The 22828-nt window shown below is 39.7% G+C and carries 36 protein-coding genes; 2 read left to right on the forward strand and 34 right to left on the reverse strand.

The window, feature by feature from the left end; all coding sequences use genetic code 11:
* Positions 1-166: 166 nt before the first annotated feature.
* Together lysS and ABJD64_RS23890 are read left to right on the forward strand one after the other, a co-directional pair.
* Positions 167-1906, forward strand: coding sequence for a lysine--tRNA ligase (gene lysS, locus ABJD64_RS23885; protein ID WP_348181378.1), 1740 nt, complete (start codon positions 167-169; stop codon positions 1904-1906).
* 159 nt (positions 1907-2065) lie between these two features.
* Entirely contained in the window at positions 2066-3088 is a 1023-nt protein-coding gene (locus tag ABJD64_RS23890; RefSeq protein WP_348181379.1) for an alpha/beta hydrolase, read from the forward strand.
* A gap of 60 nt (positions 3089-3148) precedes the next feature.
* Here ABJD64_RS23890 and eno read toward each other — a convergent pair whose 3' ends face one another.
* The 34 genes from eno to rpsL all read right to left on the reverse strand — a co-directional run bounded on the left by eno (position 3149) and on the right by rpsL (position 22812).
* Positions 3149-4426: a phosphopyruvate hydratase gene (gene eno, locus ABJD64_RS23895; protein WP_348181380.1), complete on the reverse strand. Its 1278-nt coding sequence runs from the start codon at positions 4424-4426 to the stop codon at positions 3149-3151.
* A complete protein-coding gene (gene carA, locus ABJD64_RS23900; protein WP_348181381.1) occupies positions 4423-5535 on the reverse strand; it encodes a glutamine-hydrolyzing carbamoyl-phosphate synthase small subunit in 1113 nt (370 codons plus the stop codon). The genes eno and carA overlap by 4 nt, the downstream gene beginning before the upstream one ends.
* 120 nt (positions 5536-5655) lie before the next feature.
* A complete protein-coding gene (gene rplQ, locus ABJD64_RS23905; protein ID WP_348181382.1) occupies positions 5656-6285 on the reverse strand; it encodes a 50S ribosomal protein L17 in 630 nt (209 codons plus the stop codon).
* Between the two features lie 2 nt (positions 6286-6287).
* Positions 6288-7277, reverse strand: a complete 990-nt coding sequence (locus tag ABJD64_RS23910) for a DNA-directed RNA polymerase subunit alpha (protein ID WP_348181383.1) — start codon at positions 7275-7277, stop codon at positions 6288-6290.
* Positions 7278-7312: 35 nt separating this feature from the next.
* Complete coding sequence (gene rpsD / locus ABJD64_RS23915) at positions 7313-7918, reverse strand: 30S ribosomal protein S4 (RefSeq protein ID WP_348181384.1); 606 nt, start codon at positions 7916-7918, stop codon at positions 7313-7315.
* Positions 7919-7941: 23 nt separating this feature from the next.
* Complete coding sequence (rpsK, locus tag ABJD64_RS23920) at positions 7942-8334, reverse strand: 30S ribosomal protein S11 (protein WP_263052902.1); 393 nt, start codon at positions 8332-8334, stop codon at positions 7942-7944.
* A 9-nt stretch (positions 8335-8343) separates the two neighbouring features.
* On the reverse strand, positions 8344-8721 hold the full coding sequence (gene rpsM, locus ABJD64_RS23925) for a 30S ribosomal protein S13 (protein ID WP_348181385.1): 378 nt from the start codon (positions 8719-8721) through the stop codon (positions 8344-8346).
* Between the two features lie 2 nt (positions 8722-8723).
* A complete protein-coding gene (gene ykgO, locus ABJD64_RS23930; RefSeq protein WP_073122828.1) occupies positions 8724-8840 on the reverse strand; it encodes a type B 50S ribosomal protein L36 in 117 nt (38 codons plus the stop codon).
* A 62-nt stretch (positions 8841-8902) separates the two neighbouring features.
* Entirely contained in the window at positions 8903-9121 is a 219-nt protein-coding gene (infA, locus tag ABJD64_RS23935) for a translation initiation factor IF-1 (protein ID WP_073122829.1), read from the reverse strand.
* 12 nt (positions 9122-9133) lie between these two features.
* Entirely contained in the window at positions 9134-10453 is a 1320-nt protein-coding gene (secY, locus tag ABJD64_RS23940) for a preprotein translocase subunit SecY (RefSeq protein ID WP_348181386.1), read from the reverse strand.
* Positions 10454-10456: 3 nt separating this feature from the next.
* Complete coding sequence (gene rplO / locus ABJD64_RS23945; protein WP_348181387.1) at positions 10457-10903, reverse strand: 50S ribosomal protein L15; 447 nt, start codon at positions 10901-10903, stop codon at positions 10457-10459.
* Between the two features lie 29 nt (positions 10904-10932).
* Positions 10933-11112: a 50S ribosomal protein L30 gene (gene rpmD, locus ABJD64_RS23950; RefSeq protein ID WP_348181388.1), complete on the reverse strand. Its 180-nt coding sequence runs from the start codon at positions 11110-11112 to the stop codon at positions 10933-10935.
* Positions 11113-11116: 4 nt separating this feature from the next.
* Complete coding sequence (rpsE, locus tag ABJD64_RS23955) at positions 11117-11635, reverse strand: 30S ribosomal protein S5 (protein ID WP_084373632.1); 519 nt, start codon at positions 11633-11635, stop codon at positions 11117-11119.
* 7 nt (positions 11636-11642) lie between these two features.
* The gene (rplR, locus tag ABJD64_RS23960; protein WP_348181389.1) at positions 11643-11993 is read right to left on the reverse strand and encodes a 50S ribosomal protein L18; all 351 of its coding nucleotides are present in this window, start codon (positions 11991-11993) and stop codon (positions 11643-11645) included.
* Positions 11994-12001: 8 nt separating this feature from the next.
* Complete coding sequence (rplF, locus tag ABJD64_RS23965; RefSeq protein ID WP_348181390.1) at positions 12002-12553, reverse strand: 50S ribosomal protein L6; 552 nt, start codon at positions 12551-12553, stop codon at positions 12002-12004.
* Positions 12554-12563: 10 nt separating this feature from the next.
* The gene (gene rpsH, locus ABJD64_RS23970) at positions 12564-12959 is read right to left on the reverse strand and encodes a 30S ribosomal protein S8 (protein WP_348181391.1); all 396 of its coding nucleotides are present in this window, start codon (positions 12957-12959) and stop codon (positions 12564-12566) included.
* 75 nt (positions 12960-13034) lie between these two features.
* On the reverse strand, positions 13035-13304 hold the full coding sequence (gene rpsN / locus ABJD64_RS23975) for a 30S ribosomal protein S14 (RefSeq protein ID WP_348181392.1): 270 nt from the start codon (positions 13302-13304) through the stop codon (positions 13035-13037).
* Between the two features lies 1 nt (position 13305).
* Positions 13306-13863 (reverse strand): 50S ribosomal protein L5, encoded by a 558-nt coding sequence (gene rplE, locus ABJD64_RS23980; protein ID WP_348181393.1) that lies wholly within the window; start codon positions 13861-13863, stop codon positions 13306-13308.
* The gene (gene rplX / locus ABJD64_RS23985) at positions 13856-14179 is read right to left on the reverse strand and encodes a 50S ribosomal protein L24 (RefSeq protein WP_348181394.1); all 324 of its coding nucleotides are present in this window, start codon (positions 14177-14179) and stop codon (positions 13856-13858) included. Before rplX ends, rplE begins: the two co-directional genes overlap by 8 nt.
* Positions 14180-14208: 29 nt before the next feature.
* The gene (rplN, locus tag ABJD64_RS23990; RefSeq protein ID WP_348181395.1) at positions 14209-14577 is read right to left on the reverse strand and encodes a 50S ribosomal protein L14; all 369 of its coding nucleotides are present in this window, start codon (positions 14575-14577) and stop codon (positions 14209-14211) included.
* Positions 14578-14580: 3 nt separating this feature from the next.
* Complete coding sequence (rpsQ, locus tag ABJD64_RS23995; protein ID WP_348181396.1) at positions 14581-14838, reverse strand: 30S ribosomal protein S17; 258 nt, start codon at positions 14836-14838, stop codon at positions 14581-14583.
* Between the two features lie 11 nt (positions 14839-14849).
* Entirely contained in the window at positions 14850-15047 is a 198-nt protein-coding gene (rpmC, locus tag ABJD64_RS24000; RefSeq protein ID WP_348181397.1) for a 50S ribosomal protein L29, read from the reverse strand.
* A gap of 21 nt (positions 15048-15068) precedes the next feature.
* A complete protein-coding gene (gene rplP / locus ABJD64_RS24005; protein ID WP_348181398.1) occupies positions 15069-15494 on the reverse strand; it encodes a 50S ribosomal protein L16 in 426 nt (141 codons plus the stop codon).
* Between the two features lie 33 nt (positions 15495-15527).
* Positions 15528-16259, reverse strand: coding sequence for a 30S ribosomal protein S3 (gene rpsC, locus ABJD64_RS24010; RefSeq protein ID WP_348181399.1), 732 nt, complete (start codon positions 16257-16259; stop codon positions 15528-15530).
* A gap of 2 nt (positions 16260-16261) precedes the next feature.
* Positions 16262-16648, reverse strand: a complete 387-nt coding sequence (gene rplV, locus ABJD64_RS24015) for a 50S ribosomal protein L22 (RefSeq protein ID WP_348181400.1) — start codon at positions 16646-16648, stop codon at positions 16262-16264.
* 11 nt (positions 16649-16659) lie between these two features.
* Complete coding sequence (rpsS, locus tag ABJD64_RS24020) at positions 16660-16935, reverse strand: 30S ribosomal protein S19 (RefSeq protein ID WP_263052885.1); 276 nt, start codon at positions 16933-16935, stop codon at positions 16660-16662.
* Between the two features lie 3 nt (positions 16936-16938).
* Positions 16939-17763: a 50S ribosomal protein L2 gene (gene rplB / locus ABJD64_RS24025; protein WP_348181401.1), complete on the reverse strand. Its 825-nt coding sequence runs from the start codon at positions 17761-17763 to the stop codon at positions 16939-16941.
* A gap of 11 nt (positions 17764-17774) precedes the next feature.
* A complete protein-coding gene (gene rplW, locus ABJD64_RS24030; protein WP_348181402.1) occupies positions 17775-18062 on the reverse strand; it encodes a 50S ribosomal protein L23 in 288 nt (95 codons plus the stop codon).
* Between the two features lie 4 nt (positions 18063-18066).
* Positions 18067-18696: a 50S ribosomal protein L4 gene (rplD, locus tag ABJD64_RS24035; RefSeq protein WP_348181403.1), complete on the reverse strand. Its 630-nt coding sequence runs from the start codon at positions 18694-18696 to the stop codon at positions 18067-18069.
* A gap of 2 nt (positions 18697-18698) precedes the next feature.
* Complete coding sequence (rplC, locus tag ABJD64_RS24040; RefSeq protein WP_348181404.1) at positions 18699-19331, reverse strand: 50S ribosomal protein L3; 633 nt, start codon at positions 19329-19331, stop codon at positions 18699-18701.
* A 181-nt stretch (positions 19332-19512) separates the two neighbouring features.
* A complete protein-coding gene (gene rpsJ / locus ABJD64_RS24045) occupies positions 19513-19818 on the reverse strand; it encodes a 30S ribosomal protein S10 (RefSeq protein WP_084373615.1) in 306 nt (101 codons plus the stop codon).
* A gap of 12 nt (positions 19819-19830) precedes the next feature.
* On the reverse strand, positions 19831-21936 hold the full coding sequence (gene fusA / locus ABJD64_RS24050; RefSeq protein WP_348181405.1) for an elongation factor G: 2106 nt from the start codon (positions 21934-21936) through the stop codon (positions 19831-19833).
* Between the two features lie 12 nt (positions 21937-21948).
* Complete coding sequence (rpsG, locus tag ABJD64_RS24055; protein ID WP_348181406.1) at positions 21949-22416, reverse strand: 30S ribosomal protein S7; 468 nt, start codon at positions 22414-22416, stop codon at positions 21949-21951.
* A 15-nt stretch (positions 22417-22431) separates the two neighbouring features.
* Positions 22432-22812, reverse strand: a complete 381-nt coding sequence (rpsL, locus tag ABJD64_RS24060; RefSeq protein WP_084373612.1) for a 30S ribosomal protein S12 — start codon at positions 22810-22812, stop codon at positions 22432-22434.
* Between the last annotated feature and the right edge of the window lie 16 nt (positions 22813-22828).

A 22828-nucleotide genomic window follows, 5' to 3' on the forward strand; every position in this document is an offset into this window, starting at 1 on the left:
TTATTCTTGAATAGAAGGTCGCTAAAATAGTTTATTCTTAAATAGCAAAATCCTGAGAATGTCAACACATTTCTCAACTATTGTTTGACCAAATAAAACATCCCTGCTCAATCTTTCACCAATCGTGGATTTTGCCTTAATTTTGCGGCTTCTAAAAAAATACAAAATGATTCTAAGCGAACAGGAAATTATCAGACGCCAGATCAGAGAAGAATTGATCAAAACTGGCATCGACCCTTATCCATCTGACACTTTCGAGGTGAACGTGACTGCCAAAGGCATTCACGAAAATTACGAAAAACGAAAGACGGACTATAAGGCGATTTCTATTGCTGGCCGACTAATGAGTAGAAGAATCATGGGATCAGCATCTTTTGCGGAAATACAAGATTCGACAGGTAGAATTCAAATCTATTTAAGACGAGATGACATTTGCCCTGGAGAAGATAAAAGTCATTACAATACCGTCTTCAAGAAGATGATGGATATTGGTGATATCATTGGACTCAAAGGCTATGTTTTCACCACCGAAGTAGGAGAAATTTCAATACATGTTACTGAGTTAAAGTTGTTAACCAAATCTTTGAAACCGCTACCAATTGTGAAGGAAGCTAAGGACGAAGAAGGCAACATGAAAATTTATGATGCTTTCACCGATCCTGAATTGAGATATCGTCAGCGATATGTAGACTTGATCGTTAACCCTGAAGTACGTGACACTTTCGCTAAACGTACACAGTTGGTCAACTCTATGAGGAACTTCCTGGCTGAAAAAGGTTATTTGGAAGTAGAAACACCTATCCTACAACCTTTGTACGGTGGAGCTGCAGCAAGACCGTTCAAAACACATCACAATACACTGGATATGACTCTCTATCTACGTATTGCAAATGAGCTCTATCTAAAAAGACTAATAGTAGGTGGGTATGATGGTGTTTTTGAATTCTCTAAGGATTTTAGAAACGAAGGTATGTCTCGTTTCCACAATCCTGAATTTACGCAAGTGGAGCTTTATGTAGCGTACAAAGACTACGAATGGATGATGGAGTTGACCGAAGCCATGGTCGAGAAAGTAGCTATGGATCTACATGGTGCAACTGAGGTTCAGGTAGGTGAAAATGTGATAAACTTCCAGCGCCCGTGGAAAAGATATACGATGTTTGAAGCTATTGAGCACTTCACGGGTATCGATATCTCTGAAATGAATGAAGCTGAACTAAGAGTCACAGCAAAAAAATTGAATATCGAAACGGACGATTCGATGGGTAAAGGCAAACTGATTGACGAGATATTCGGAGAAAAATGTGAAGGGCAGCTGATCCAACCTACATTTATAACTGACTATCCGGTAGAAATGTCTCCTCTGGCTAAAAAACATAAAAGTAAGCCAGGACTGGTAGAAAGATTTGAAGCGATCGCCAACGGTAAAGAAATTTGCAATGCCTTCTCAGAATTAAACGACCCGATAGATCAAAGAAAAAGATTTGAGGAGCAGCTTGAATTAGGCAAAAGAGGAGACGACGAGGCCATGGTTTTGGATGAAGACTTCCTAAGAGCACTGGAGTATGGCATGCCCCCTACGGCAGGACTGGGTGTTGGGATAGACCGTCTATCCATGATGATGACTAATTCTAATTCAATCCAGGATGTATTGTTCTTCCCACAAATGAAGCCTGAGAAAAAAATCCAGGCACTTACGGAAGCTCAGTATGAAGAAATCGGAGTCGCTCGAGAGTTAATTCCTATTCTTCAAAAACTTGGCATGGTCACTAAAGAACAATTTGCAGATGCTAAGGATAGTAAACTATTCAACGATGTATGTGGAACCCGTAAGAAGTTAAAATTGAAGGATGTTAAGAACCCAGCGCTAGAAGACGTTCAAGGGTGGATTGAAAGCGCAGGTTAGTTAATAATTTTGATCAAAAATATAGAAGCCAGTACCAAGTGAGTGACTGGCTTTTTTTATTGAAAAAAACTTACTAAGAATGATCAATAGAAATTTTATTTTAGCGTTTATTATAAACGTTTCATTTAGCAACAGCAAAAAATAAACAAGCCCGCCAGAATGGCCCTGCTCAAAAAACTATTCAATTTTCGAAAAAACAGAACGCTCATTTTGGGTATTCATGGGCTTAGTAACAAACCCCCAAAAAAGTTGCTCACCAGCTGGTGGCGCCGTTCCTTAGAGGAAGGCTTGGCCAAGATCGATCGAAGTCCTACGAAGTTTGATTTTAAAATGGTGTATTGGGCTGATTTGCTATACAAAGAACCCCTAAGGCAAGATATGACCGACCCAGATCATCCATTATACATTGATGAGCCTTACATTTCTGAGAAGAATCTAAAAAAAACAGTCTATAAGGGATTCCTACAAAAAGTAAAAAACCTACTCCAATATCTTAAGGAGATCATATTTCTTAGCCGTCTGGGTCTAAACAAATTCCGAAGACCGTTCAATATGATTGTGAAAATTGGTTTCAAGGATCTGGACACTTATTACAATGAAGAGATTCCTAAAAATGAGCAAATGTTTCATGCCACTTTTAAGGAACAGGTTAGAAAGAAAGTAACCAAAATACTCAGGAAAAATAGGAAAAAGGATATTCTTATCATAGCGCATTCGATGGGTTCTATTATTGCTTATGATGTACTTCTTCAACTTCAAAAAGAAATAGAAATTAAGGGTTTTATTGCCATGGGATCCCCGATGGGATTGCCACTTATTCGAGAAAACATAATGAAAGATCATGCACTTCCATTTGATGATGAGCCATCACCTCCTACACCAGAAGGACTTGAAAGCTGGTACAGTTATAGTGATAGAGATGATAATATAGGAGCATTTTATAATCTTGCTGACTTTTACCAACCAAATACGTTAGGTGTGAAGCCCATTGGTAAGCTGGTTGAAAACAATTACAAATACTGGCAAACTGAAAATGCACACAAATCATTTGGTTACCTGAGAACCAGAGAAGTCGCTCAGGTTGTCAGTGATTTTCTTTCGGCCGGCAGGTCATCCTTATTCGTGAAGGGAAAGCAGCTGTTTAAACGGAAAGGTAGGGGCACAAAAAAACCGCAAGGATAATCCAAGCGGTTTTAATTCCTAACAAGATCGCTAGATCAGATCGAGTTATTCTTTTGCTTTTTAAGCCTTTGGAAACTTAGCAGTCTCTCCTAACTCCTCTTCAATTCTCAATAGCTGATTGTACTTCGCCATTCTATCTGATCTAGACAATGATCCAGTTTTGATCTGTCCAGCGTTAGTAGCCACTGCAATGTCTGCGATAGTTGCATCTTCAGTCTCACCCGATCTGTGAGATATTACTGCAGTGAAACCTGCTTTGTGCGCCAATTCGATCGCATCCAAAGTCTCAGACAAAGTACCGATTTGGTTTACTTTGATCAGGATAGAATTTGCTGATTTTTCATTGATCCCTCTTTGCAAGAACTTCACGTTAGTCACGAAAAGGTCATCACCTACCAGCTGACACTTGTCACCGATCTTCTCTGTTAACAGCGCCCAAGTAGACCAATCCTCTTCAGCACAACCATCCTCGATAGAATCGATTGGATATTTGTCCACCAACTCAGCTAAGTAGGCCACTTGCTCTTCAGCATTTCTCTTCTTACCGTTAGGTCCTTCGAATTTAGAGTAGTCGTACTTGCCGTCTACAAAGAACTCAGAAGAAGCACAATCCAAAGCAATGGTGATATCTTTACCTGGCTCGTATCCTGCAGCTTTCACCGCACTCAATACACTCTCCAAAGCCTCTTCGGTACCGCCTGTAAATGCAGGAGCAAATCCTCCTTCATCACCTACCGCAGTACTCAAACCTTTGTCATGTAAAATTTTCTTCAACGCGTGGAAAGTCTCCGCTCCCATTCTCATAGCCTCAGAGAAAGTCTCAGCGCCGACCGGACGAATCATAAATTCCTGGAACGCAATAGTAGCATCAGAGTGAGATCCACCGTTGATGATATTCATCATAGGTACAGGTAATGTATGTGCGTTTGTACCTCCGATATATCTGAATAATGGTAACCCTAGCTCTTCCGCTGCTGCTCTTGCCACTGCCAAAGAGACACCAAGGATAGCATTAGCACCTAATTTTGATTTGGTCTCCGTCCCGTCTAATTGAATCATCAACTGATCAATGTATTTTTGATCAAAAACAGACAACCCGATCAATTCTTCCTGAATGATGTCGTTTACGTTGTCTACCGCTTTTAATACTCCTTTCCCTAAGTATTTGCCTTTGTCGCCGTCTCTTAATTCTACAGCTTCGTTTACACCAGTAGAAGCTCCTGATGGAACCGCCGCTCTACCCAATACGCCACTTTCAGTAACTACATCTACCTCAATGGTTGGGTTTCCTCTTGAATCAAGTATTTGTCTAGCAAATACACTTTCTATCAAACTCATTTTTTCTTGTGTTTATTAATTAATTGAATGAAGTCATCGAACAGGTACCTGGAATCATGCGGCCCCGGAGAAGCCTCCGGATGATGCTGTACAGAAAAGGCCGGTTTGCCTTTAATGCGTATTCCAGCTACTGTATTATCATTCAAGTTAATGTGTGTCAATTCTAAAGTTTCAGACTGCTCAACAGAATCTCTGTCTACTGCAAATCCATGGTTTTGTGAGGTTACTTCACTCAAACCGGTAACCAGGTTCTTTACAGGATGGTTTAATCCTCTATGCCCGTGATGCATTTTAAAAGTGGTGGCTCCATTGGCAAGGGCTATGACCTGATGTCCTAAACAAATTCCAAAAAGCGGGGTATCTTCTTTCATTATTTGTTTTACCGTCTCGATTGCATAACCCATCTCAGATGGGTCTCCAGGGCCGTTAGACAAAAAGTACCCATCAGGATTGTAGGCCTTCAGTTCCTCAAACGGTGTTTCCGCGGGGAAAACCTTGCATTCACATCCTCTTGAGGTGAAATTGGTCAGGATAGACTTTTTTACTCCAATATCAAGAACAGCCACTTTATATTTGGCATTCTGAGTTGCGAGCACATATGGTTTCTTAGTAGTCACCTTCGTAGCCAATTCCAAATGGTCCATGTTTGGAACAAGGCCTAATTCGTTCTTGAGCTTCTCAACTTCTGAAATCTCAGAAGAAATAATAGCATTCATCGCTCCCTGGCTTCTTATACTTTTCACCAGCTTTCGAGTATCCAGATCAGCTATACCGACAATTTTGTGTTTCTTCAAATAATCATCTAACGAGCTGTCAGCTCCAAACCTGCTATGCATTTCTGAAAAGTCATTGATAACAAGACCTTTGATTTTAGGACTATCAGACTCTTGGTCAGCATCTAGTGTTCCATAATTGCCAATGTGAGAATTAGTGTTAACAACTATCTGACCAAAATATGACGGATCGGTATAAATTTCCTGATAACCAGTCATACCCGTGTTGAAGCATATTTCTCCACCACTTGTGCCCTCACTACCAATTGATATACCTTCGAACCACTGACCATCTTCCAGCAGTAAATAAGCTTTCTTCTTTTCTTGTATTTTCATATTTTGTCTGGTACAAACTCTGGGCTAAAATCAGCGCAAATTTTATGAATTTTTAGACATAAAAAAAGCCATCTCGATACTAATCGAGATGGCTCATATTTCTTAGGAATCGTTATCAACTTATTCCTTCTCTTCTTTGTCTGAATCTTCTGCAGATTCTTCATTTGCATCTGCCTCAGGAGCCTCTTCTGCTGCTTCAGCTTTCACTTCCTCTACAGCTTCTTCAGCTACAGGAGTTTCCTCTGCCGCAGGAGCTTCTTCCACTACCTCTGCTTCAACAACTGCCTCAGTAGCTTCTACTGCTGGAGCGGCTTCAGCACCGCTTCCGCCCTTACCTCTTCTACTTCTTCTGGTCTTGGCTTTAGCCGGAGCAGCATCCTTCAACATCAATTCGTTATAGTCTACCAATTCCATGATGCACATTTCGGCATTGTCACCTAATCTTGCACCAGTTTTCAGTATTCTAGTATATCCTCCAGGTCTGTTAGCTACTTTTTCCGCTACTTCACCGAAAAGTGTAGTTACAGAATCTTTGTTTTGCAAATAAGAGAAAGCTACTCTTCTTGAGTGTGTTGTATCGTCCTTTGCTCTAGTAATCAAAGGTTCAACATATTTTCTCAACGCTTTTGCTTTAGCTACAGTAGTAGTAATTCTTTTGTGCAAAATCAAAGAAGAAGCCATATTGGACAACATTGCACTTCTATGCGATGCTGTTCTGCTCAAATGATTAAATTTCTTCCCGTGTCTCATTTTTACTCTTCGTCTAATTTATACTTTGACAAATCCATGCCAAAAGTAAGGTTCTTATCTGCTACTAATTGCTCCAATTCCGCCAAGGACTTCTTGCCAAAGTTTCTAAACTTCATCATGTCTGAAATCTCCAATCTCACCAAGTCTCCCAGTGATCTTACATCAGCAGCTTTCAAGCAGTTGTACGCTCGTACCGACAAATCCAGATCATTAAGATTAGTCTTAAGCAATTTCCTCATATGTAGTAGTTCTTCATCTACAGCCTCTGGCTCGCCCGCATCATGGGTATCGAGAATCATCGTCTGATCTGAGAACAACATAAAGTGCTGTATCAAAATGTTAGCTGCACCTTTCAAAGCATTCTCTGGGTGGATAGATCCATCAGTTTCTATGTCCAATATCAATTGCTCATAGTCTGTCTTTTGCTCTACCCTGGTATTCTCCACTGAATATTTTACGTTCTTGATTGGAGTAAAGATGGCGTCGATCGGAATAAACCCGAAGATTTGCTCTGTCGGTTTGTTGTCCTCAGCGGTCACATACCCTCTACCCTTTTCAATTGTCAATTCAATTTCAAACTTCACCTTTTCATCAAGGTTGGCAATTACATGATCTGGATTCAATACTTCAAATGCTGAAGTAGCTCCACCAATATCACTACCCTTGAACTCTTTTTGCCCTGATATGCTTACGACAATTTTGCTTTCAGCTACATCAGCAATCTTTTTGAATCTTACCATTTTGAGGTTCAAAATGATCTCTGACAAATCTTCTACAATACCTTCCATTGTAGAAAACTCATGCAATACTCCTGGGACTTTGATACCTGTAATGGCATACCCCTCTAAGGAAGACAATAAAATTCTTCTCAATGCATTACCGACAGTAACTCCGTAGCCTTGCTCCAATGGTTTGAAAGTAAATAAGCCATGAAAGTCATCAGCCTTCTCCATCACCACCTTTTCAGGCATTTGAAATGCTAGTATTGACATAGTTAATTCTTTAATATAAAATTTATGGAAATTTATTATTTAGAGTATAATTCAACGATCAACTGCTCTTTTATAGTCTCAGGAATTTCATCCCTAGATGGTAAAACAGCCAATTTTCCCGTCAATTGGCTAGAATCCCATTCCAACCATGGATATTTGCTTACTACTCCTCTTGACAAACTTTCAGTTACCACTTGAAGTGATTTTGATTTCTCTCTTACAGCAACCAAATCTCCTGTTTTCAAAGAGTAAGATGGTATGTTTACCAACTCACCGTTGACCAGTACGTGCTTATGCAGCACAAGTTGCCTAGCAGCACTTCTTGTAGGCGCTAAACCTAATCTAAACACCACATTATCCAACCTTGCTTCTAATAACTGAAGTAAAACTTCACCAGTAATACCACCTTTCTTAGATGCCTTTACAAATAAGTTAGAGAATTGCTTCTCCAGCAACCCATAAGTATACTTGGCTTTCTGCTTTTCTGCTAACTGGATGGCATATTCAGAAGGCTTTCTTCTTCTACCACGTCCATGCTGTCCCGGAGGATATGCCTTTTTCTGCAAAGTCTTGTCTGGGCCGAAGATAGGGTCGTTAAACCTTCTAGCTATTTTCGTCTTGGGTCCGGTATATCTTGCCATTTTATATTAATTCAAAAATATTATTAAACTCTTCTTCTCTTAGGTGGTCTACATCCATTGTGAGGTAATGGAGTAACATCTTTGATCATTGTTACTTCGATTCCCACATTTTGGATAGTTCTAATGGCAGACTCTCTACCCGCACCAGGTCCTTTTACAAAAACCTCTACTTTTCTCAAGCCTTGATCATAAGCGGCTTGCGCACAATCCTGAGCTGCTACCTGAGCTGCATATGGGGTATTCTTTTTTGAACCTTTGAATCCCATTTTACCTGCAGATGCCCAAGACACGACCTGACCAGTAAGATTGGTCATGGAAATAATGATGTTGTTAAACGAAGCTTTGATGTGTACCTGGCCAATTGGCTCAACTACAACTACTCTTTTTCTTCCTTTATCTTTTCTTTTTTGTGCCATCGTCAATTATTATTTAGTAGCCTTCTTTTTGTTGGCAACAGTCTTTCTTTTACCTTTTCTAGTTCTCGCATTGTTTTTAGTATGCTGACCTCTAACGGGAAGACCTTTCCTATGTCTCAAACCTCTGTAGCATCCTATGTCAAGCAATCGCTTTATGTTCAATTGAACTTCTGACTTCAATACACCTTCTACCTTGAAGTTTTCACTGATTAGCGTTCTTACAGCACCCGCCTCATCATCACTCCAATCGTCAACTTTCTTGCTCCAATCTATGCCTGCTTCAGACAATATCTTTTGAGCCGAACTACGGCCCAAACCAAAAATATAGGTAAGTGCAATCTCACCTCTTTTGTTTCCTGGAATATCTACTCCTGCAATTCTAGCCATAATTATCCTTGTCTTTGCTTGAACCTAGGGTTCTTCTTGTTGATTACGTAAACTTTACCGTTTCGGCGAATGACCTTACAGTCTGCGCTTCTCTTCTTTACGGATGCTTTAACTTTCATTTCTTATTAATTTTAAACCTACACATAGAACCGTTACCAACGATTCCACATATCAGCGATTTTTATTTATAGCGATAAACTATTCTTCCTTTAGATAAGTCGTATGGTGACATTTCCATTTTCACTTTGTCCCCTGGTAAAATTTTAATGTAATGCATTCTCATCTTACCGGAGATATGCGCAATTACTTCGTGCCCATTTTCCAATTCTACCCGAAACATTGCATTAGACAATGCTTCTTTAATTGTACCATCTTGCTCTATTGAAGCCTGTTTTGCCATTCTTAATTAAAATTATGCTACTGCGATATTTTGAGACCTACCTTTCAACTTGCCAGACTTCATCATTCCCTCATAGTGTCTCATAAGTAAATAGCTCTCAATTTGCTGAAGTGTATCTAGTATGACTCCTACCATAATCAGTAAAGAGGTACCTCCAAAAAATTGAGCAAAATTTGTATTTACTCCAGCCATCTGAGCAAATGCAGGCATAATTGCTACAAATGCTAGGAATAAAGATCCTGGAAAGGTGACGCGAGTCAATACTGTATCTATAAATTCGGACGTGGCCTTACCAGGTTTAACACCAGGTATGAAACCTCCATTTCTTTTCATGTCATCAGCAATCTGATTTGGATTAACTGAGATAGCCGTGTAGAAGAAAGTAAACAGCATGATCATAATTGCAAATGTCAAGTTGTACTCCCAAGACTGGAAATTCGAAAACGTTGTAGCAATATATTGTGCTACATCACTTGACTCTGCAAAGTACCCGCCGACCATGGACGGAAGGAACATTAATGATTGCGCAAAGATGATTGGCATTACACCAGCCGAATTCACTTTCAAAGGAATGTATTGTCTTTGGCCTCCATATACTTTGTTGCCAACCACTTGTTTGGCGTACTGCACCGGAATTCTTCTAACTGCCTGTGTCAGCAATACAACCGCCATTACCACAAAGAACAAGGCCAGTATTTCTAATAAGAAGAAAAGAGCTTCGCTCATTCCTCTAGTTACTGCTTCTTGCATCAAACTACCAGGAAATCTAGAGATGATACCAATCATGATCAACATGGAGATACCGTTTCCAATCCCTTTATCAGTTATTCTTTCACCCAACCACATACAGAATATTGTTCCCGCTGTCAAAATGGTTAAGGAAGACAGGGTAAACAAAAATTTATTTTCTAAAACAATCGCATCAGCTGGAATAGCTCCGGCCAAATAAGCACTTCCTTGTGCAAACGTGATGGCGATAGTCAGTACCCTTGTAATTTGATTTATTTTCTTTCTACCGCTGTCTCCCTCTTTCTGCAATTTTTGGAAATAAGGAACAGCCATGGTTAATAGCTGAATAACAATAGAAGCAGAAATATAAGGCATGATACCTAATCCAAAGATAGACGCATTACTAAATGCGCCTCCAAGCATAGTATCCAATATACCCAAAATTCCAGCTACGTTGTCGTCTAATTTAGAAGGATCGATACCAGGAAGAACAACAAACGAACCCAGTCTAAAGATGATTAAAAAACCAACTGTGTTCAGGATTCTGACCCTTAGATCTTCAATAGTAAATATGTTCCGAATGGTACTAAAAAACTTCTTCATAGATTACAATGCTGTAGCTTTGCCCCCTGCTTTTTCAATTGCAGCGATAGCTGTTTTAGAGAAGTAATGGACAGTAACATCCAATTTAGCCTTTAGCTCTCCTCTACCCAATACTTTAACAATATCATTTTTACCTGCCAATCCATTCTCAATCAAAGTGTCTACTGTGATAGCAGATGCTTTCGTCTTTTCAGCAAGTGCCTGAAGAGTATCTAAATTGATAGGCTTTGTCTCTACTCTGTTAGGGCTAGTAAATCCAAACTTAGGCACTCTTCTATACAACGGCATTTGACCGCCTTCAAACCCCTGTTTTCTTGAGTATCCGGACCTAGATTTAGCGCCATTGTGTCCTCTTGTAGATGTTCCTCCCCTTCCAGATCCCTGACCTCTACCAATTCTTTTGTCAGATCTAGTTGATCCTTCTGCAGGCTGTAATGTATTTAATTTCATCTTTCTATGATTTCAGAATAGTTCTAAAATTATTTTTTCTCAACAGATACCAAGTGATTGACCTTTCTGATCATACCTTCTATCTGTGGTGTCAATTCTTTTTCAACAGATCTGTTGATCCTTCCCAAGCCTAAAGCCTTAATTGTAAGCTTCTGATTGTTAGGTCTGTTTATGACGCTTCTTCTTTGTGTAATAACTACCTTGGCCATCTTCTTATCCGTTAAATACTTTTGACAATTCAACACCTCTTTGGCGAGCAACAGCGTATGGATCTCTCATTTGACTCAACGCATCAAAGGTTGCCTTTACCACGTTGTGAGGATTTGAAGATCCCTTAGACTTTGCCAATACATCGTGTACTCCAGCACTCTCTAATACTGCACGCATTGCACCACCAGCAATAACGCCAGTACCGGTAGCCGCTGGCTTTAACAATACATGTCCTCCTCCAAATTTGCCAATAGCATCGTGAGGTACAGTTCCTTTAAATACAGGGACTCTTACCAAATTCTTCTTGGCATCATCAATTCCTTTAGTGATTGAGTCGGTTACTTCATTAGCTTTACCCAACCCATATCCAACAACACCATTTCCGTCACCCACAACTACGATAGCAGAGAAACTAAATCTTCTACCACCCTTTACCACTTTAGCAACTCTTTTGATAGCAACTACTTTCTCTTGAAGTTCGATTTCGCTTGCTTTGATTGCTCTTATATTTTGCTTAGACATAATTCAATTAAAATTTAAGGCCTCCTTCTCTAGCACCTTCTGCTAAAGCTTTTACTTTACCATGATAGGGGTATCCACCTCTATCAAAAACTACAGATGAGATGCCAGTACCGGTAGCCTTCTCAGCCAACTTCTTACCTACTTCCTTAGAAATTTCGATATTGATATTCGCCTTTTTTCCAAGTTCTGCAGATGAAGTAGCAGCCAACGTGTGCCCATTTACATCATCAATCAATTGAACATATATGTCCTTGTTACTTTTAAAGACAGACAATCTTGGTCTTTCGGCCGTACCAGTAATTTTATTCCTGATGCCCTTTCTGATTCTCAGCCTTCTTTGTTCTTTAGTAATTGCCATGTCTCGTATTATTTAGCAGCAGTTTTACCAGCTTTTCTTCTAATAATTTCACCAACAAACTTGATACCTTTTCCTTTGTAAGGCTCAATTTTTCTCAGGGATCTGATTTTGGCGCAAACCTCACCGATCAATTCCTTATCCGAAGACTCCAAAGAGATGATTGGGTTTTTACCTTTTTGTGTTTCAGCACTCGCTTTCACCTCACCTGGAATTTCCATAAAGATGTTGTGTGAGTAACCTAAGTTCAACTCAAGAACCTGACCCTGTACCGAGGCTTTATATCCAACTCCTACAAGTTCTAGTTCTCTTTTATATCCGTCACTCACGCCCTCTACCATATTGTTCAATAAAGAACGATACAGACCATGCAGCGCTTTATGTCTTTTTTGTTCGGTTGGTCTCTGTACGGTCAGTACACCATCCTCGATAGCAAGAGTAAAATCTGTATCAATTTCCCTAGCCAAAGTTCCTTTTGCTCCTTTTACTGTTACCGCTCCACCGTTGATAGTTACTTCAACGCCTGATGGTATAGTAATGGGCTTTTTTCCTATTCTTGACATCTTCTTCTAATTAATAAACGTAACACAATACTTCGCCGCCCACATTGTGTTGTCTGGCTTCTTTGTCAGTAATTACACCCTTTGAAGTAGACAAAATGGCTACTCCAAGACCGTTCAATACTCTGGGTAATGCGTCAGATTTTGCATATTTTCTTAGACCTGGCTTACTAATGCGCTCTAAGCTTACAATCGCAGACTGTTTAGTCTCCGGATTGTACTTTAATGCAATTCTGATTTTCCCCTGGACGCCATCTTCATCAAACTTGAAATTCTTTATGAACCCCTTGTCTTTCAGTACCTTAGTAAGCTCCTTCTTCATGTTAGAGGCAGGTACTTCTACGATTCGATGATTTGCCTTGATGGCATTCCTCAATCTTGTTAAATAATCTGCTATCGGATCTGTCATTACAGTATACTTTTAACCCCCATTTCTTTACGGGGGTGCAAAGTTAGTTAATATTTTATATTTTAAAAACTCTTTTTACCAGCTTGCTTTAGTCACACCTGGAATTTTTCCATCGCTAGCCATTTCTCTGAATGTAACCCTTGAAATACCAAATTTTCTCATGTATCCTTTTGGTCTTCCTGTAAGCTTACATCTATTGTGAAGTCTAACTTTTGAAGAGTTTCGAGGAAGTTTGTCTAAACCTTCGTAATCACCAGCAGCTTTCAATTCAGCTCTCTTAGTGGCATACTTGGCTACTAACCTTTCTCTTTTTCTTTCTCTGGCTTTTATTGCTTCTCTTGCCATATCAATTATTATTTTTCTTTACGAAAGGCATTCCGAACGCCTTAAGTAGTTCATAACTTTCTTCATCGGTCTGAGCAGATGTCACAAAGGTGATATCCATTCCAGAAATTTTATTGACTTTATCTATGCTGATTTCAGGAAAGATAATCTGCTCCTTTACACCTAGTGTGTAATTTCCGCGTCCATCAAATCCCTTGTCTTTGATACCTCTGAAATCTCTGACCCTGGGAAGTGCAACAGTCATCAAACGATCCAAGAATTCATACATCTTGTCTCCTCTGAGCGTTACTCTTGCTCCAATAGGCATTCCTTCTCTCAATTTAAAATTCGAAATAGAAGTTTTAGCCAAAGTGGCTACTGCCTTTTGCCCTGTGATTTGAGTCAACTCTTCCACACCTGCATCTACCAATTTCTTATCAGATACGGCCGCTCCAATACCTTTATTAACAGAGATTTTCTCTATTTTCGGTACCATCATTACTGATTTATACTGGAACTTTTCTTTTAGAGCTGGGACTACGTCCTTCTCATAAAAATCTTTTAGTCTTGGATTAGCCATTTTTGATTACCTCCCCTGTTTTCTTTGAAAATCTTTGCAATTTGCCATTTTCGTCTAGTTTTCTACCTACTCGAGTAGCCTCACCAGTCGCAGCATCTACGAGCATCAAATTGCTCATGTGAATAGAAGCCTCTACCTTTTTGATCCCGCCTTCCGGACTTTCAGCCGACGGCTTGGTGTGTTTAGTTACCATATTTAGGCCTTCAACGATCGCTCTATATTTACTAGGAAATATTTCAAGAACCGCTCCTGTCTTTCCTTTCGAGTTGCCCGAAAGAATTTTTACAGTATCTCCTTTTTTGATGTGAAATTTCATGATCTAATCTTTTTCTACGCTATGATAAATTACAGCACCTCTGGAGCCAATGAAACAATTTTCATGAATTGCTTTTCTCTAAGCTCTCTAGCCACGGGTCCGAAGATACGCGTTCCTCTAGGCTCCCCACTTTCTGATAACAACACAGCAGCGTTATCCTCAAATCTAATGTATGAACCATCTTTTCTCCTGACTTCTTTCTTAGTCCTTACCACCACTGCCTTAGAAACAGTACCTTTTTTTAGACTACTAGAAGAAATAGCTGATTTGACACTAACAACAATTTTGTCTCCAACAGAAGCATACCTTTTACCGGTACCTCCCAATACACGAATACAAAGTACTTCTTTAGCACCACTGTTATCCGCTACACTCAGTCTTGATTCTTGCTGTACCATCTCTTATTTAGCTCTTTCTATTATTTCAACCAATCTCCACCTTTTGTTTTTAGACAAAGGTCTTGTTTCCATGATTTTTACTGTATCACCTACACCGCAATCATTGTTTTCATCGTGAGCTGCAAACTTTTTCGTCTTGCTCATGAACTTTCCGTACATCGGGTGTTTCACCTTCCGTGACACCTCAACAGTGATAGTTTTTGACATTTTGTCACTTACCACTTTTCCGATACGTTCTTTTCTTAAATTTCTGGCTTCCATCTCGAACTAACTTATTGTTGGGCGATTTGTTTAGCCCTGATTTCAGTACTTAATCTTGCTACTAATTTCTTAGCTTCTCTCAATCTCATTGGATTTTCGATAGGCGTGATAGCGTGTGCAAATTTCAATTTTGCACAATTTTCTTTCTCAGCGACTAGCTTGCTTTTCAATTCGTCAAGCGATAGGCCTTTGATTTCAGAATTTTTCATAATTTCCTCTATTTAAAGGGATTACCCTTGTGCTTGAAAATCTCTTCTAACAACGAACTTCGTTCTTTGCGGCAACTTCTGTTGCGCTAATCTCAAAGCTTCCTGAGCTAACTCTTTGCTCACTCCAGCTGCTTCGAATAAGATAGTACCTGGTCTCACTACTGCTACCCAATATTCTGGAGCACCTTTACCCTTACCCATCCTTACTTCTGCAGGCTTTTTGGTGATTGGTTTGTCTGGAAATATTCTTATCCAAACTTGACCTTCCCTTTTCATAGCTCTGGTCATTGCAATCCTGGCAGCCTCTATCTGACGACTAGTAATCCAACCTGGCTCTAGGGATTTGATTCCAAAAGTACCGAAGGCCAATGTATGACCTCGTTGAGCAATTCCTTTTACTCTGCCCTTCTGTTTTTTCCTGAACTTTGTTCTTTTCGGCTGTAACATCTCTTAAATATTTTGTACCTCTAAACTGAGGGATTATTGTCTTCTTTTTCTTCTAGGACCTTCATTGCCACCTCTTGGCCCGCGGTTTCCACCGCCTGCACCTTGGTTGCCCATTCCAATGTTTGGAGAAAGATCCCTCTTTCCATAAACCTCGCCTTTGAAAATCCACACTTTGATACCGATCTTACCATAGATAGTATGCGCTTCAGAAATCGCATAATCGATGTCAGCTCTCAAAGTATGTAAAGGAATTCTACCCTCTTTGTATTGCTCAGTTCTCGCCATTTCAGCACCGCCCAATCGGCCAGCAACTTTAATTTTGATTCCTTGTGCTCCTACTCGCATTGAAGAAGCGATGGCTTGCTTCATTGCTCTTCTGTAAGAGATTCTAGCTTTCAATTGCTGAGCGATAGACTCACCAACTAATGCAGCATCCAATTCAGGCCTTTTTATTTCAAAAATGTTGATTTGCAAATCCTTTCCAGTAAATGCCTTCAACTCTTCTTTTATCTTATCAACTTCAGATCCTCCTTTTCCAATTACAACACCAGGTCTGGCAGTGTGAATGGTCAAAGTGATTCTTTTAATCGTTCTTTCTACAACAATTTTAGAAATACCTCCTTTAGGAATTCTGGCTCTGATATACTTTCTGATTTTGGTGTCTTCTACCAATTTGTCAGGAAAGGTCTTGCCACCGTACCAGTTGGAATCCCAACCTTTAACAATTCCTAATCTTAGTCCCGTAGGGTTTACCTTCTGTCCCATTGTTATTTGTTTTCTGAAGTTTCAGTATTCTTTTCTGCACTCTCTGCGTTGTGGCTATCCACAACTAAAGTCACATGATTAGATCTTTTTCTAATTCTGTGTGCTCTTCCTTGCGGAGCAGGTCTTAGCCTTTTCAAAATTCTTGCACTATCTACAAAAATTTCTTTTACAAATAGATCCGCTTCTTCCAGCTTCACGTCTTCGTTCTTAGCTTCCCAATTAGAGATGGCAGATAATAATAATTTATCTAGTCTAGCAGCACCTTGCTTTGCCTCAAACTTCAGTACGTTTAGTGCATGGTTTACCCTTTGGCCTCTTACCAAATCAGCAACCACTCTCATCTTTCGAGGAGAGGTAGGTACGTTTTTTAGTTTTGCTACAGCTTCCATAGTTCAGCTAATTATTTTCTTTTATCTTTTTTGTTAATATGACCTCTGAAGTTTCTCGTAGGAGAGAATTCGCCAAGCTTGTGCCCAACCATATTTTCAGTAACAAACACCGGGATAAACTTGTTTCCGTTGTGTACTGCAAATGTGTGTCCTACGAAATCCGGAGATATCATCGACCTTCTTGACCAAGTTTTGATCACTGATTTCTTGCCTGAATCGTTCATAGCAACGACTTTATTGTCAAGTCTGAAATCTATATAAGGTCCTTTTTTTAAAGATCTTCCCATTGCTTATTTCTTCTTTTTACCAATGATCAACTTGTTAGAATATTTCTTAGGCGTCCTGGTCTTTTGACCTTTAGCAAATACACCGGTACGAGATCTCGGGTGGCCACCTGAAGATTTACCTTCACCTCCGCCCATTGGGTGATCTACTGGATTCATTGCTACACCTCTTACTCTCGGCCTTCTGCCCAACCATCTATTCCGACCAGCTTTACCTAATCTTACATTCATGTGGTCTCCGTTTGAAACGGTTCCTATAGTAGCCAAACAAGTAACAAGTACTAGTCTCATTTCGCCTGAAGGTAATTTCACAGTTGCGTACTTACCTTCTCTTGCCATTAATTGCACATATGCTCCAGCACTTCTTGCCATTGAAGCTCCTTTTCCAGGCTTTAATTCCACATTGTGGATGATCGTGCCTAGTGGAATTTCGGATAACAGTAATGTGTTTCCTACTTCAGGTGCAACACCAGGGCCAGACAATAATGTTTGTCCGACTTTTACTCCTTCAGGAGCAATGATGTATCTCTTTTCACCGTCCGCATAGAATAACAAGGCAATTCTTGCCGTTCTCATTGGATCATATTCGATAGTTTTCACAACAGCCGGAATTCCGAACTTGTTTCTTTTGAAGTCTATCTCTCTATATTTTCTTTTATGTCCGCCGCCTACATTTCTGATAGTCATCTTACCAGTATTGTTTCGTCCACCATTTCTGTGAACTGCTTTGGTTAAAGATTTCTCCGGAGTAGAGCTAGTGATCTCATCAAATACAGGTGCGACCCTATATCTGGTACCCGGCGTCATCGGTTTTAATTTTCTTACAGCCATTTTCTAACTATTTATACTCCTCCGTAAAAATCAATTATATCTCCTTCGGCCACTTGCACGATTGCTTTCTTGAAAGAACTAGTTCTTCCTGTCACAACTTTCGATTTAGTGTACTTAGATTTTGCGTTGCCTTGGTAAACCATTGTGTTTACTCGCTCAACCGTTACTCCGTAAGTTTTCTCTACTGCTTTTTTGATTTCAACTTTATTAGCATCTTTATCTACTATAAAGCCATATTTTCCACTTTCATTAAGCGCAGATACTTTCTCGGTAACTAGTGGTTTTCTTAGTATACTCATCTTCTTATTTCTTTAATAAGTTCTGAATCTTTTCAATAGAACCTTCGCAAAGTATCAAGTTGTCTGCGTTCAATAGATCATAAGTATTGATCTGCTCTGCAGTAGTTACTTTGGTTTTCTGAAGGTTGTTAGACGACAACACAATGTTCTCATTGTCTTCTCCTAATATAAGGAGTGTCTTCTTACCGTTTAGGGCAAGACTAGTCAATAAGTTTTTGTATTCCTTAGTCTTTGGTACCTCAAAGCTAAAATCTTCCAAAACTGAAATACTCTTATCAGTTGCCTTGTAAGACAAAGCTGATTTTCTAGCCAAAGATTTTAATTTCTTATTAAGCTTGAAAGAATAGTCTCTAGGCTCTGGCCCAAATACTCTTCCCCCACCTCTGAACAAAGGCGATTTGATACTACCCGCTCGTGCGGTACCAGTACCTTTTTGTTTCTTTATTTTTCTTGTCGATCCAGCAATCTCTGCTCTTTCTTTCGACTTGTGAGTACCTTGCCTCTGATTAGCTAAGAATTGCTTTACATCTAAATAGATAGCATGATCATTTGGCTCGATGCCAAATATGTCCTTAGCCAAATCAACTTTTCTCCCGGTATCCTCACCGTTTTTATTTACTACGGATACTTTCATGACTATTTCTCTAGAATTACAGTTCCATTTTTAGGTCCTGGCACAGACCCACTAACTAAAATGAGATTCTTTTCAGGGATAATCTTCAATACTTGAAGGTTAGTCACCTTAATTCTCTCGTTGCCAGTTTGTCCAGCCATCCTCATACCCTTGAATACTCTTGCTGGATAAGATGCCCCACCAATAGATCCAGGTGCTCTCAGTCTGTTGTGCTGACCGTGAGTAGCTTGTCCAACACCACCGAAGTTGTGTCTCTTTACTACGCCTTGAAAACCTTTACCTTTGGAGTTGGCAATTACATCTACAAAATCCTCCTCTTGGAAAATATCTGCTATGCTTAGTTGCTGTCCCAATTCTACACCTCCTTCAAACTCCACACGGAAATTTCTAAATTCAACTAAGTGTTGCTTAGGAGTGGTTTTCGCTTTCGCAAAATGACCTTTTAGGGCTTTAGTTGTACGCTTTTCTTTACGCTCTCCGTAACCAAGCTGTACTGCTGTATACCCGTCAGTGTCTTCGTTCTTAACTTGCGTTACAACGCAAGGACCAGCTTCTATCAATGTGCATGCGACGTTTCGTCCATCGGCACCAAAGATGCTAGTCATCCCAATTTTTTTTCCTATTATACCTGACATTTCAGTATTAAATTTCTTTAATAATTTTCGCCTTTTCGTCCACTTATTCGGAAAAGGAGTGCAAAGATAGCAATTATAAAATTGCAGTCAAACAATTCCTAAACAAAAAAGTAACAATTCCGTAAGGCACAAAAAAAGAACCACGCTTACACGTGGTTCTAATATTTTATAAGCCTAATAATTAGACTTTAATCTCTACATCTACACCACTTGGCAATTCAAGCTTCATGAGTGCATCTACAGTTTTTGCACTGTTAGAGAAAATGTCTACTAATCTCTTGTAAGTACAAAGCTGGAACTGCTCTCTTGCTTTCTTGTTTACGTGGGGCGACTTCAATACAGTAAATTTTTCTTTCACTGTGGGAAGTGGGATAGGTCCGCTTACTACAGCACCAGTAGATTTTACCGCTCTTACGATCTTCTCAGAAGACTTGTCTACCAAATTGTGGTCGTAAGATTTTAGTTTAATTCTAATTTTCTGATTCATAATCAATATGCGTTAAACGACTTCTCCTTTTACCTTTTTAATAACTCCTTCTGCGATGTTCTTTGGAACCGGATCGTAGTGAGAGAATGTCAATGATGCAGTAGCTCTACCCGAAGTCATTGTTCTGAGGTCAGTAATATAACCGAACAACTCTGACAATGGGACATCAGCTTTTACTACCTGAGAATTTCCTTTTACGTCCATTCCCTTCATCAGACCTCTACGCCTGTTCAAATCTCCAGTTACGTTACCTGTATACTCATCTGGAGTTACAACTTCGACTCCCATAACTGGCTCCAACAATACTGGACTTGCTTTTTTAGCAGCTTCTTTGAATCCGATTTTTGCTGCCAATTCAAATGACAATGCATCCGAATCTACGTCGTGAAAGGAACCGTGATACAGTTTTACTTTCATGCTATCCAAAGGATATCCTGCTAATGGGCCGTTGTCCATTGCATTTTTAAATCCTTTCTCAATTGCCGGAATGAATTCTTTGGGGATCGCACCACCTACAATTTTGTTTACAAACTGTAATCCAGTCTTATCAAAATCCTCATCTACAGGGGATAATTCAAATAAGATATCGGCAAATTTACCCTTACCACCTGACTGCTTTTTGTATACTTCTTTATGATCTACCAATGTCTGGATAGCCTCTTTATAAGCTACTTCCGGAGCACCCTGGTTGATTTCAACTTTGAATTCTCTCTTCAAACGATCGATGATGATATCTAAGTGAAGCTCACCCATACCTCTCAAGATAGTCTGACCAGTTTCGTGATCAGTATTAACTACCAATGTAGGATCTTCTTCCACCAACTTAGCAATTGCCATTCCTAGCTTGTCCACGTCAGCTTGAGTTTTAGGCTCAATAGCGTATCCAATCACCGGATCAGGAAAATCCATTGACTCAAGAACGATTTTGTGTTTTTCATCACAAAGCGTATCTCCAGTTTTGATATCCTTAAATCCAACTACCGCAGCTATGTCGCCTGCATGGAATTGATCAATTTGATTTTGCTTATTCGCATGCATTTGGAAGATTCTGGAAATTCGTTCCTTCTTCATTGTTCTTGTGTTGAACACATAGGATCCGGAATCCAAAGTACCTGAATATGATCTAGCAAAGCACAAACGACCTACGAATGGGTCAGTTGCAATTTTAAATGCCAAGGCTGCGAAAGGCTCATCTGCCGATGGTTTTCTTACTGTAGCCTCTTCAGTATCAGGATTAGTTCCCTCAATACCTTCTCTGTCCATTGGCGATGGGAGTAACTCCATCACGTAGTCCAACATGGTTTGAACGCCTTTGTTCTTAAAGGCAGAACCACAAAACATTGGAACAAAGTCCATGTTGATTGTTGCTTGTCTTGAAGCAGCAATAATTTCGTCCTTTGTAATTGAATTTGGATCTTCGAAATATTTCTCCATCAAAGTTTCATCATATTCAGCTACTGCTTCCAACAACTCTTCTCTGTATTGATCAACTTCCTCAACCATATCAGCTGGAATTTCGATTTCCTCGAAAGTCATTCCCATGTCCTCTTCGTTCCAAACCATAGCTTTTCTTTCCACAAGATCAACTACTCCTTTGAAACCTTCTTCCGCACCGATTGGCAATTGGAATGGAACCGACTTGGTTCCAAGTCTTTCTTTTACCTGGTTACATACCATTAAGAAATCAGCTCCAGCTCTGTCCATTTTGTTGACAAAGCCTAAACGCGCAACATTATAGTTATCAGCTAGTCTCCAGTTAGTTTCGGACTGAGGTTCAACACCATCAACCGCACTAAATAAGAAAACCAAACCATCTAATACTCTCAATGATCTGTTTACCTCTACGGTGAAATCCACGTGACCAGGAGTATCAATGATATTGATGTGATATTCTTTTTCTTTATATGGCCAAAACACAGTAGTAGCAGCCGAAGTAATAGTAATACCTCTTTCCTGCTCCTGCTCCATCCAGTCCATAGTAGCGGCTCCATCATGAACCTCTCCTATTTTATGACTCACACCTGTATAATACAGGATACGCTCAGTAGTAGTAGTCTTGCCAGCATCAATGTGTGCTGCAATCCCAATATTACGAGTCAATGTAAGATCTCTTGCCATTATTTCCTGCTATTAAAATCTAAAATGTGAAAATGCCTTATTCGCTTCAGCCATTCTGTGAACGTCATCCTTCTTCTTCACAGCAGCTCCTTCACCTTTAGCAGCAGCAATGATTTCACCAGCCAATCTTTCCTTCATTGTCTTTTCGCCTCTGGCTCTTGAGTATGAAATCATCCACTTGATTCCTAGGGAAGTTTTCCTGTTCGGTCTTACTTCTATAGGAACCTGAAAAGTTGCACCACCTACACGTCTACTTTTCACCTCTACTGAAGGCATGATGTTGTTAAGCGCTTTTTTCCAAGTTTCAAGACCATTCTCACTGGTTCTTTCTTCTACTAATGCTACCGCATCGTAAAAGATCGAATAAGCAATACTCTTCTTTCCGTCTACCATCAAGTAGTTCACGAATTTAGATACTAGCGTATCTTGAAATTTCGGATCCGGAAGAATATATCTCTTCTTTGGTTTCGATTTTCTCATCTTTCTTTTAAATTATTATTTTTTGTCTTTTGGCTTCTTGGCTCCATACTTAGATCTTCTCTGAAGTCGGCCACTAACACCGGCAGTGTCTAAAGCTCCTCTAATGATGTGATATCTTACACCTGGTAAATCTTTTACCCTTCCACCTCTGATCAATACAATCGAGTGTTCTTGAAGGTTATGACCTTCACCTGGAATGTAAGCATTCACTTCCTTGCCATTGGTTAACCTTACCCTAGCAACTTTTCTCATCGCAGAGTTCGGTTTCTTAGGCGTGGTTGTATATACCCTGGTACATACACCTCGTCTTTGCGGGCAAGAATCCAATGCAGGAGACTTTGATTTTGATACCAATGTCTTTCTGCCTTTTCTTACTAATTGTTGTATAGTAGGCATTTACTTAAAATTTATA

Source organism: Reichenbachiella sp. (assembly GCF_039944555.1).
Classification (GTDB): Bacteria; Bacteroidota; Bacteroidia; order Cytophagales; family Cyclobacteriaceae; genus Reichenbachiella.

What these genes read in the sequence shown, in the direction of transcription:
- rplX (WP_348181394.1), bottom strand. Translation starts at nt 14,179, where the DNA reads ATGAAATTTCACATCAAAAAAGGAGATACTGTAAAAATTCTTTCGGGC.
- rplN (WP_348181395.1), bottom strand. Translation starts at nt 14,577, where the DNA reads ATGGTACAGCAAGAATCAAGACTGAGTGTAGCGGATAACAGTGGTGCT.
- fusA (WP_348181405.1), bottom strand. Translation starts at nt 21,936, where the DNA reads ATGGCAAGAGATCTTACATTGACTCGTAATATTGGGATTGCAGCACAC.
- rplF (WP_348181390.1), bottom strand. Translation starts at nt 12,553, where the DNA reads ATGTCAAGAATAGGAAAAAAGCCCATTACTATACCATCAGGCGTTGAA.
- rpsN (WP_348181392.1), bottom strand. Translation starts at nt 13,304, where the DNA reads ATGGCAAGAGAAGCAATAAAAGCCAGAGAAAGAAAAAGAGAAAGGTTA.
- rpsE (WP_084373632.1), bottom strand. Translation starts at nt 11,635, where the DNA reads ATGTCTAAGCAAAATATAAGAGCAATCAAAGCAAGCGAAATCGAACTT.
- rpsC (WP_348181399.1), bottom strand. Translation starts at nt 16,259, where the DNA reads ATGGGACAGAAGGTAAACCCTACGGGACTAAGATTAGGAATTGTTAAA.
- rpmD (WP_348181388.1), bottom strand. Translation starts at nt 11,112, where the DNA reads ATGGCCAAGGTAGTTATTACACAAAGAAGAAGCGTCATAAACAGACCT.
- rpsK (WP_263052902.1), bottom strand. Translation starts at nt 8,334, where the DNA reads ATGGCACAAAAAAGAAAAGATAAAGGAAGAAAAAGAGTAGTTGTAGTT.
- rplW (WP_348181402.1), bottom strand. Translation starts at nt 18,062, where the DNA reads ATGAGTATACTAAGAAAACCACTAGTTACCGAGAAAGTATCTGCGCTT.
- rplO (WP_348181387.1), bottom strand. Translation starts at nt 10,903, where the DNA reads ATGAAATTAAATACATTACAGCCTGCAGAAGGATCAACTAGATCTGAC.
- rplD (WP_348181403.1), bottom strand. Translation starts at nt 18,696, where the DNA reads ATGAAAGTATCCGTAGTAAATAAAAACGGTGAGGATACCGGGAGAAAA.
- lysS (WP_348181378.1), top strand. Translation starts at nt 167, where the DNA reads ATGATTCTAAGCGAACAGGAAATTATCAGACGCCAGATCAGAGAAGAA.
- infA (WP_073122829.1), bottom strand. Translation starts at nt 9,121, where the DNA reads ATGGCAAAACAGGCTTCAATAGAGCAAGATGGTACAATTAAAGAAGCA.
- rpsD (WP_348181384.1), bottom strand. Translation starts at nt 7,918, where the DNA reads ATGGCAAGATATACCGGACCCAAGACGAAAATAGCTAGAAGGTTTAAC.
- rplB (WP_348181401.1), bottom strand. Translation starts at nt 17,763, where the DNA reads ATGGCTGTAAGAAAATTAAAACCGATGACGCCGGGTACCAGATATAGG.
- ABJD64_RS23910 (WP_348181383.1), bottom strand. Translation starts at nt 7,277, where the DNA reads ATGTCAATACTAGCATTTCAAATGCCTGAAAAGGTGGTGATGGAGAAG.
- ABJD64_RS23890 (WP_348181379.1), top strand. Translation starts at nt 2,066, where the DNA reads ATGGCCCTGCTCAAAAAACTATTCAATTTTCGAAAAAACAGAACGCTC.
- rpsG (WP_348181406.1), bottom strand. Translation starts at nt 22,416, where the DNA reads ATGAGAAAATCGAAACCAAAGAAGAGATATATTCTTCCGGATCCGAAA.
- rplQ (WP_348181382.1), bottom strand. Translation starts at nt 6,285, where the DNA reads ATGAGACACGGGAAGAAATTTAATCATTTGAGCAGAACAGCATCGCAT.
- eno (WP_348181380.1), bottom strand. Translation starts at nt 4,426, where the DNA reads ATGAGTTTGATAGAAAGTGTATTTGCTAGACAAATACTTGATTCAAGA.
- ykgO (WP_073122828.1), bottom strand. Translation starts at nt 8,840, where the DNA reads ATGAAAGTTAAAGCATCCGTAAAGAAGAGAAGCGCAGACTGTAAGGTC.
- rpsM (WP_348181385.1), bottom strand. Translation starts at nt 8,721, where the DNA reads ATGGCTAGAATTGCAGGAGTAGATATTCCAGGAAACAAAAGAGGTGAG.
- carA (WP_348181381.1), bottom strand. Translation starts at nt 5,535, where the DNA reads ATGAAAATACAAGAAAAGAAGAAAGCTTATTTACTGCTGGAAGATGGT.
- rpsS (WP_263052885.1), bottom strand. Translation starts at nt 16,935, where the DNA reads ATGGGAAGATCTTTAAAAAAAGGACCTTATATAGATTTCAGACTTGAC.
- secY (WP_348181386.1), bottom strand. Translation starts at nt 10,453, where the DNA reads ATGAAGAAGTTTTTTAGTACCATTCGGAACATATTTACTATTGAAGAT.
- rplV (WP_348181400.1), bottom strand. Translation starts at nt 16,648, where the DNA reads ATGGAAGCTGTAGCAAAACTAAAAAACGTACCTACCTCTCCTCGAAAG.
- rpsQ (WP_348181396.1), bottom strand. Translation starts at nt 14,838, where the DNA reads ATGGAAGCCAGAAATTTAAGAAAAGAACGTATCGGAAAAGTGGTAAGT.
- rpsH (WP_348181391.1), bottom strand. Translation starts at nt 12,959, where the DNA reads ATGACAGATCCGATAGCAGATTATTTAACAAGATTGAGGAATGCCATC.
- rplR (WP_348181389.1), bottom strand. Translation starts at nt 11,993, where the DNA reads ATGGCAATTACTAAAGAACAAAGAAGGCTGAGAATCAGAAAGGGCATC.
- rpmC (WP_348181397.1), bottom strand. Translation starts at nt 15,047, where the DNA reads ATGAAAAATTCTGAAATCAAAGGCCTATCGCTTGACGAATTGAAAAGC.
- rplC (WP_348181404.1), bottom strand. Translation starts at nt 19,331, where the DNA reads ATGTCAGGTATAATAGGAAAAAAAATTGGGATGACTAGCATCTTTGGT.
- rplE (WP_348181393.1), bottom strand. Translation starts at nt 13,863, where the DNA reads ATGGCTAATCCAAGACTAAAAGATTTTTATGAGAAGGACGTAGTCCCA.
- rpsJ (WP_084373615.1), bottom strand. Translation starts at nt 19,818, where the DNA reads ATGAATCAGAAAATTAGAATTAAACTAAAATCTTACGACCACAATTTG.
- rplP (WP_348181398.1), bottom strand. Translation starts at nt 15,494, where the DNA reads ATGTTACAGCCGAAAAGAACAAAGTTCAGGAAAAAACAGAAGGGCAGA.
- rpsL (WP_084373612.1), bottom strand. Translation starts at nt 22,812, where the DNA reads ATGCCTACTATACAACAATTAGTAAGAAAAGGCAGAAAGACATTGGTA.